We start from the raw sequence: 7,332 nt of genomic DNA, 5'->3' as shown, positions 1-7,332 counted from the left end.
CTAACATAACTGACTTCATCGGCGGCATAGATATTATACCAAGATACCAAAAAAGGCTTGAATGGGTGATCGCCGGATTCCACACGCCGGCATTAAAACCGGGAACGATCGAACAGCATACCGCGGCATATCTGGCACTATCTGAAAACCCGTATATAGATATGATCTCACATTGTGGTTCAGATATGTATAAATTTGACTATGAGCGTGTCATTCCTGTTTTTGCGAAAAAGCACATCGTTGTTGAGATAAACAACCATTCCTTTGACGTGAGAAAGGGAAGCCCAGAAAACTGCCGCGAAATCGCGCTCCTCTGCAAAAAATACCGCTGTCCAATAGCGGTAACGAGCGATGCCCATTTTCACGAGCATATCGGCGTGTTTAACAATTCCTTAAAGCTGCTGAGTGATATCGATTTCCCTGAGGAACTTGTTATCAATACAACAAAACAGCGTTTTCTGGACTTTTTATATAATAAAAAGGGCATAAGGATTGAGTAAACAATAAAGAGAGACACAGGAGTTGATCCTTATGGAAAAAAGCATACTTAAAGACCTTGAAGCATCGAATGCCTGTTTCAAGATCGCTGTAGACGAGCCGATGAGCAATCATACGACATTCAAAATCGGCGGTCCTGCGTCAATTCTCGTAACGCCTTTGGGAATGTACGGCCTTGCGGATGTTGTCACCCTCTGCCGCCAAAAAAGCGTTCCTTATTTAGTGATAGGAAACGGAAGCAACCTGCTTGTCAGCGACAGCGGTCTTGATATGGTAGTAATAAAAACCACTGAGGGGCTCGGCGAGGTCAGGGTTGACAGGGATAGACAGCTTGTTTCATCTGAAAGCGGCGCAAGCCTTGCACGGCTTGCCGTTGCCGCAAAAGAGGCGGCGCTGTCCGGCATCGAATATCTCTATGGTATTCCGGGTTCGGTTGGCGGCGCTGTGTTCATGAATGCCGGCGCTTACGGCGGAGAAACTGCCGACGTGCTTGTTAAAACTGAGTATCTCGACGCTGACGGTGACGTTAAGGAACTGCGTCATGACCAGCATGACTTTGCCTATCGTCACAGCGTGTTTATGGATAACGGAAATATAATCCTCCGCTCATGGTTCCAGCTTGAAACCGGCGACACATCCATGATACGCGGCAGGATGGAAGAAATGATGCAAAGCCGCCGCGATAAACAGCCGCTCGAGTTTCCGAGCGCGGGTTCGGTTTTCAAGCGCCCCGAAGGATTTTTCACAGGCAGGCTCATTGAGGACAGCGGACTAAAAGGATTTAGCATCGGGGGTGCGCAGGTCAGCGAAAAGCACGCCGGATTCATCATAAATAAAGGCGGGGCGACCTGCGACGATGTCCGGCGTTTGGTAAATCATATTCAGGAAACTGTTTTTAAGAATTTTAATGTAAAACTTGAATGTGAGATAAAATATATAGGTTAGGCATAATTTTTTGGGAGGATAACAGATCATGGAGTTTATTATTGTTTCCGGAATGTCCGGCGCAGGCAAGACGAGAGCCGTTGCGGCGCTTGAGGATATAGGTTTTTACTGCGTCGATAATATGCCTCCCGCGCTTATTCCGAGATTCGCGGAGATTTGCTTTCAGTCAGGCGGCAAAATATCAAAGGTCGCGTTTGTCACTGATGCGCGTGGTGCAAATATGCTCGATAAATTCTTCGAGGGGCTTGACGAGCTTAAGAAATCCGGTTTTGAATATAAGATCCTGTTCCTTGAGGCATCGGATGAGACACTTATCAAGCGCTATAAGGAAACACGCCGCAAGCATCCGCTTGCAGACATGTACGGCGGCTCTGTCTATGCCGCTATAAACGCCGAAAGAGAGCTGCTTGCCGGAATCAAGAAACAGGCGACATATATACTTGATACATCTAAGATCAATTCACAGCAGCTTAAAGAATACCTATGCGAAATATTTTCAAAAGACACAAAGCACAGCATGATCATCACCGTGCAGTCCTTCGGGTTCAAATACGGCGCACCCGCAGACGCTGACCTTGTTTTTGATGTGCGCTGTTTTCCAAACCCGTTCTATATCGACGAGCTTAAGAACAAGACGGGGCTGGATAAAGAGGTTCGGGATTATGTGTTCGGTTTTCCTGAGACAAACATATTTGTAGACAAGCTTTGCGATATGATCAGCTTTTTGATACCTTTGTATATGGAAGAGGGCAAGACGTCGCTAACAATCGCAATAGGCTGTACAGGCGGCAAACATCGTTCCACCTGTATTGCCGAAAAACTTAATAAATATATCAACGACAATGTAACATACAGCGTTATCACACACAGGGATATTGCAAAATGACATTTTCTCAAAACGTAAAATCCGAAATATGCGAGAGCAAGCGCTTTGATAATGACTGTTGCAGAAAAGCACAGCTTTACGGCATACTTTTCTTTTCAAATATATTTTCGTTTACACGCTTTAAACTGAGCACCGAGAGCGTCGCTGTTGCCAAGAGGATAGCGGCGCTTGCAGACGCTGTGTGTGATTCGACTTTGAATATCACTGCGGCAGGAGTATGTGAAAGCGATCAGCTTTACACTGTTACTGCTGAGGATAAAGACGCTGAGCGTCTTTTTTTGGATATGGGATACGGAAAAGAAACGGTTTCTCTGCGCCTCAACAGGGCAAATTTCGAATGTGACAGCTGCATCGGCGCATTCATTTCGGGTGCATACCTTGCCTGCGGCAGTATAACAGCTCCGGAAAAATCCTATCACCTTGAATTTGCCGGAACTCATAAAAGCCGGGCAGACGCCCTGCACGGGCTGATAGAGGAATGTGATGTCACATCAAACCTTATTGTCCGCAAATCAAACTATGTTGTATACATGAAAGACAGCGAGAGCATCGAAGATATGCTTAATATAATGGGCGCGCAGAATGCGGCGTTCGACGTTATGAACGTTAAGATATACAAAGATATAAGAAACCGCATTAACCGCGCCGCAAATTGTGAGACTGCAAACCTCGCAAAGGCGCTTTCAGCAGCGGCAGAGCAGGTTGCGGCAATACGAAAGCTGCAAATAAGGGGACTTTTTGATGATCTGCCCGAGAATTTGAGGGCTGCGGCACAGTTAAGGCTCGAAAACCCCGACGCTCCGCTTGCCGAGCTTGTCGGCATGAGCGATGCTCCGATAACAAAATCGGGGCTCAACCATAGGCTTAAAAAGCTTATGGAACTTTCAAAGTAATAGAAGGGAGGGGCGCTGATGACTGATTTTGTCCATCTTCACGTTCACTCGGAATATAGCCTTTTAGACGGCGCCTGCCGAATCACTCAGGCTGTCGCAAAAGCAAAGGAAATGGGGCAGAGCGCCCTTGCGATAACCGACCACGGCGTTATGTACGGTGCAATAGATTTTTATAAAGAAGCGAAAAAAGCCGGCATCAAGCCGATCATCGGCTGTGAGGTCTATGTTGCGCCCCGCCGCAACACCGATAAGACGCACGAGCAGGACAGCGAATATTACCATCTTGTTCTGCTTGCAAAAGACAACGAAGGGTATAAAAATCTCGTCAAAATAGTTTCAAATGCTTTTGTTGACGGATTTTACATAAAACCGAGAACGGATAAGGAAACGCTGAGAAAATACAGCAAAGGGCTTATCGCTCTGTCCGCTTGCCTTGCGGGGGAGATCCCTAAAACTATAATGCGTTTTGGTTATGACGAGGCTTTGAAGGTAACGCAGGAGTATAAGGATATCTTCGGCGACGATTTTTATCTTGAACTGCAAAGCCACGGCATCAAAGAGCAGGAGGTCGTGAATGCCACAGTAGTAAGGCTTGCCAAAGACCTTGGCATCGGGCTTGTGGCGACAAACGACGCCCATTATATAGCTAAAGATGACGCATTTGCCCAGCGTGTCCTGCTCTGTATACAGACGGCAAAGACTGTCGATGATGAAAACGCGATGGAATTCCCGACTGATGAGTTCTATCTCAAAAGCGGCGACGAAATGGCTGAACTTTTTAAAGAGCATCCGTCCGCGATAGAAAACACGCTAAAGATCGGTGATAAGTGCAACGTGGAATTTGAATTTGGCAAGACGCACCTGCCGAAATTTGACGTGCCGCAGGGCAGAGAACCATTTGAATTCCTGCGCTTACTTTGCGAGGACGGGCTTGTGATGCGATACGGAAAAACACCCGAAGCCTATCTTCGTGAGCGGCTCGACTATGAGCTGTCCGTCATATCCCAGATGGGGTATATAGATTACTTTTTAATAGTGTGGGACTTTATAAAATACGCTAAAGACAACGATATCCCTGTAGGTCCCGGCAGGGGTTCTGCCGCGGGAAGCATCGTTGCCTACTGCCTTGGAATCACCGATATCGATCCGATAAAATATAACCTGCTCTTCGAGCGGTTTTTGAACCCTGAACGTGTCTCAATGCCCGATATAGATATAGATTTCTGCAATGAGCGACGTGGAGAGGTCATAGACTATGTCGTCAGAAAATACGGAAGCGACAGGGTCGCCCAGATAGTGACCTTCGGAACTATGGCGGCGCGCGGCTCTATCCGTGACGTCGGCAGGGTTCTGAACATGCCTTATAACGAGGTCGATACAGTCGCAAAGCTTGTCCCATCCGAGATCCATATTACGCTTGAAAAGGCGCTGAGCATTTCAAAACCTCTGCGTGAGCTTTACGAATCGGACGACAGGGTGAAAAAGCTGATAGATATGGCACGTAAGCTTGAGGGAATGCCCCGCCATTCGTCGATCCACGCCGCAGGTATCGTTATTACTGCAAAGCGGGTGGATGAGCTTGTTCCGCTTCAAAAGGGCGACGGGCTCAATGTAACACAGTACACAATGACGACCCTCGAAGAGCTTGGGCTTCTTAAAATGGACTTTCTGGCTCTTAGAAACCTTACCGTTATAAAATACGCGGAGGACATGATTTCAGAACGCATCGGAAAACGGTTTCTGACCGCGGACATGCCCCTTGATGATAAAAAAGTCTACGATATGCTTTCACAGGGACAGTCTCTCGGCGTTTTTCAGCTTGAGTCGCCCGGTATGCGCCAGGTGCTGACAACATTAAAGCCGCGCTGCTTCGAGGACATCATCGCTGTTATATCCCTGTTCCGCCCGGGGCCTATGGATTCGATACCCCGTTTTATTGAAAACAAGAATAACCCTGAAAAAGTGACATATAAAACGCCTCTTTTAAAGGAAATCCTTGACGTAACCTTCGGCTGTATAGTCTATCAAGAGCAGGTCATGCAGATAGTCCGCCGACTTGCGGGTTACTCATACGGGCGAGCCGACCTTGTAAGACGTGCAATGTCTAAGAAAAAAGCCGATGTTATGCAAAAAGAGCGGCATAATTTTATATATGGACTAAAGCGTGATGACGGAACGACGGAGTGCGTCGGCGCAATTGCAAACGGAGTTGACGAAAAGACCGCAAGCGAGATATTTGACGAGATGGCAACCTTTGCAAGCTATGCCTTCAATAAATCGCACGCGGCAGCATATGCGGCAGTTGCTTACAGAACGGCATACCTCAAACTTTACTATCCCCGCGAATATATGGCGGCGCTTTTGTCAAGCATTATCGGTTTCACCGAAAAGGTGACAGAGTATATCGGCGAATGTGTGAAAATGGGGATTTCCGTCCTGCCTCCAGACATTAATGAAAGCGGCGTCGGATTCACCGTTTCGGGCAAAAACATCAGGTTCGGACTTGTCGCGATAAAGAGCATCGGCTATGCCGTCATAAACGATATGATAAAAGAGCGCAGGAAAAACGGGCTGTTCACTTCGTTCTATGATTTCTTGTATAGAATGAGTGACAAGGGGCTATCCAAAAAAGTCGTCGAAATGCTCATCTTCGCCGGTGCGGCAGACGGTTTCGGGCAGTTTCGCAGTCAGCTTCTGCGCACATATGAAAAGATCATGGATGAGATATCAGACAGCAAAAGCCGCAATATAGACGGGCAGACCGATCTTTTCGGCATGTCTGAAAGTACGGAGAACTCAAGGGAACCGGATTATCCGAATATACCGGAGATTCCTCTTAAAGAAAAACTCGCAATGGAAAAGGAAAGCGCGGGCATGTATCTGTCCGGGCATCCGCTTTCTGAATATTCAAAGATTTTGAGTGGCTTTGAACACGCAAATCTGCGTGAAATCATATTATCATTTAAAGAGGAAGGGGATCAGCTTTATAGTGATAACGAAACTGTTTCGCTTGCCGGAATAATTACCGCGTTAAAGCTGAAAACTACTAAAAATAACACTTCCATGGCATTTATGACACTTGAGGATATATCAGGATCGGTTGAAGTGGTCGTTTTTCCAAAGATTCTTGACAGGCTCCGCCTGCTTTTGCAGGAGGGGGCGCCTATTGCGCTTCGCGGAAGGATTTCGGCAAAAGAGGAAGAGGACGCTAAGATCATTTTGGAAGAGGCCGTGCCGATAGATCAGTTTTCTAAGCTTCAGACAAATTTTGAAAAATACAGAAAAGAGTATTTTAACAGATACACTGAGAGCACAAATGATGACGCTACCGCCAAAGTGAGCCGTCCGTCTCAGAAAAGTGAATCGGCAAAGAGCGTTAGGCTTTATATAAAGGTTCCGTCAAAGCAGAGTGAAAAGCTTGAAAAAGCCATCAAGGTCGCAAGAGTCTTTGACGGAAACATCCCGCTTTGCATTTATTACGAGGACGAAAACAAATATTTAGTGTCCCCGCGAAACATGTGGATCGAGCCAACAGATGTGCTTTTGTCAGAATTACGCAATATATTGGGAAATGATGCCGTCTTTTTGCAATAAATATTGTATTTTAAAATGCTTTAGTTTATAATAATAGCCATGTAAATTGGCATATATCATGTGGAGGGTTTAGAGATGAACAGCAGAGAAGTTAAGAACATAGGCATTCTGACAAGCGGCGGAGACGCACCGGGAATGAACGCTGCAGTCAGAGCCGTTGCAAGAGAAGCAATAGACAAGGGGATGCATGTATTCGGCATCCGCAGAGGTTACAGTGGTTTAATAGACGGGGATATTTATGAAATGAATAAAAAGTCCGTTTCGGAGATACTTCACCGCGGCGGAACGGTTTTATATAGTGCTAGATGCCCTGAGTTTAAGACAGAGGAAGGTCTTCAGCAGGCGGTTAAAACCTGTAAAGAATTCGGCCTTGACGGCGTTGTAGTTATCGGCGGCGACGGTTCATTCCGTGGCGCAAGCGACCTGTCAAAGCGCGGCGTTTTATGTATCGGTCTTCCCGGAACGATAGACAACGATATCGCATGCTCGGATTATACGATCGGGTTCGACACAGCT

General features: G+C 46.6%; 6 protein-coding genes. All 6 read left to right on the top strand.

Annotation, left to right across the window (positions count from 1 at the left end):
* A partial coding sequence (locus tag Q8865_10480; protein MDP4153841.1) for a phosphatase occupies window positions 1-500 on the top strand: 500 nt, incomplete at its 5' end.
* A 31-nt stretch (window positions 501-531) separates the two neighbouring features.
* Entirely contained in the window at window positions 532-1,443 is a 912-nt protein-coding gene (murB, locus tag Q8865_10475) for a UDP-N-acetylmuramate dehydrogenase (GenBank protein ID MDP4153840.1), read from the top strand.
* Window positions 1,444-1,471: 28 nt separating this feature from the next.
* Window positions 1,472-2,329 (top strand): RNase adapter RapZ, encoded by an 858-nt coding sequence (rapZ, locus tag Q8865_10470; protein MDP4153839.1) that lies wholly within the window; start codon window positions 1,472-1,474, stop codon window positions 2,327-2,329.
* The gene (whiA, locus tag Q8865_10465; protein MDP4153838.1) at window positions 2,326-3,222 is read left to right on the top strand and encodes a DNA-binding protein WhiA; all 897 of its coding nucleotides are present in this window, start codon (window positions 2,326-2,328) and stop codon (window positions 3,220-3,222) included. Before rapZ ends, whiA begins: the two co-directional genes overlap by 4 nt.
* Window positions 3,223-3,240: 18 nt before the next feature.
* Complete coding sequence (locus tag Q8865_10460) at window positions 3,241-6,816, top strand: DNA polymerase III subunit alpha (GenBank protein MDP4153837.1); 3,576 nt, start codon at window positions 3,241-3,243, stop codon at window positions 6,814-6,816.
* A 75-nt stretch (window positions 6,817-6,891) separates the two neighbouring features.
* A partial coding sequence (locus Q8865_10455; GenBank protein MDP4153836.1) for a 6-phosphofructokinase occupies window positions 6,892-7,332 on the top strand: 441 nt, incomplete at its 3' end.

This window comes from Bacillota bacterium, from assembly GCA_030705925.1.
In the GTDB taxonomy this organism is placed as follows: Bacteria; Bacillota; Clostridia; order Oscillospirales; family Feifaniaceae; genus JAUZPM01.
The sequence above is the reverse complement of the archived record's forward strand: the minus strand, read 5'-3'. Positions and strand labels throughout refer to the sequence as shown.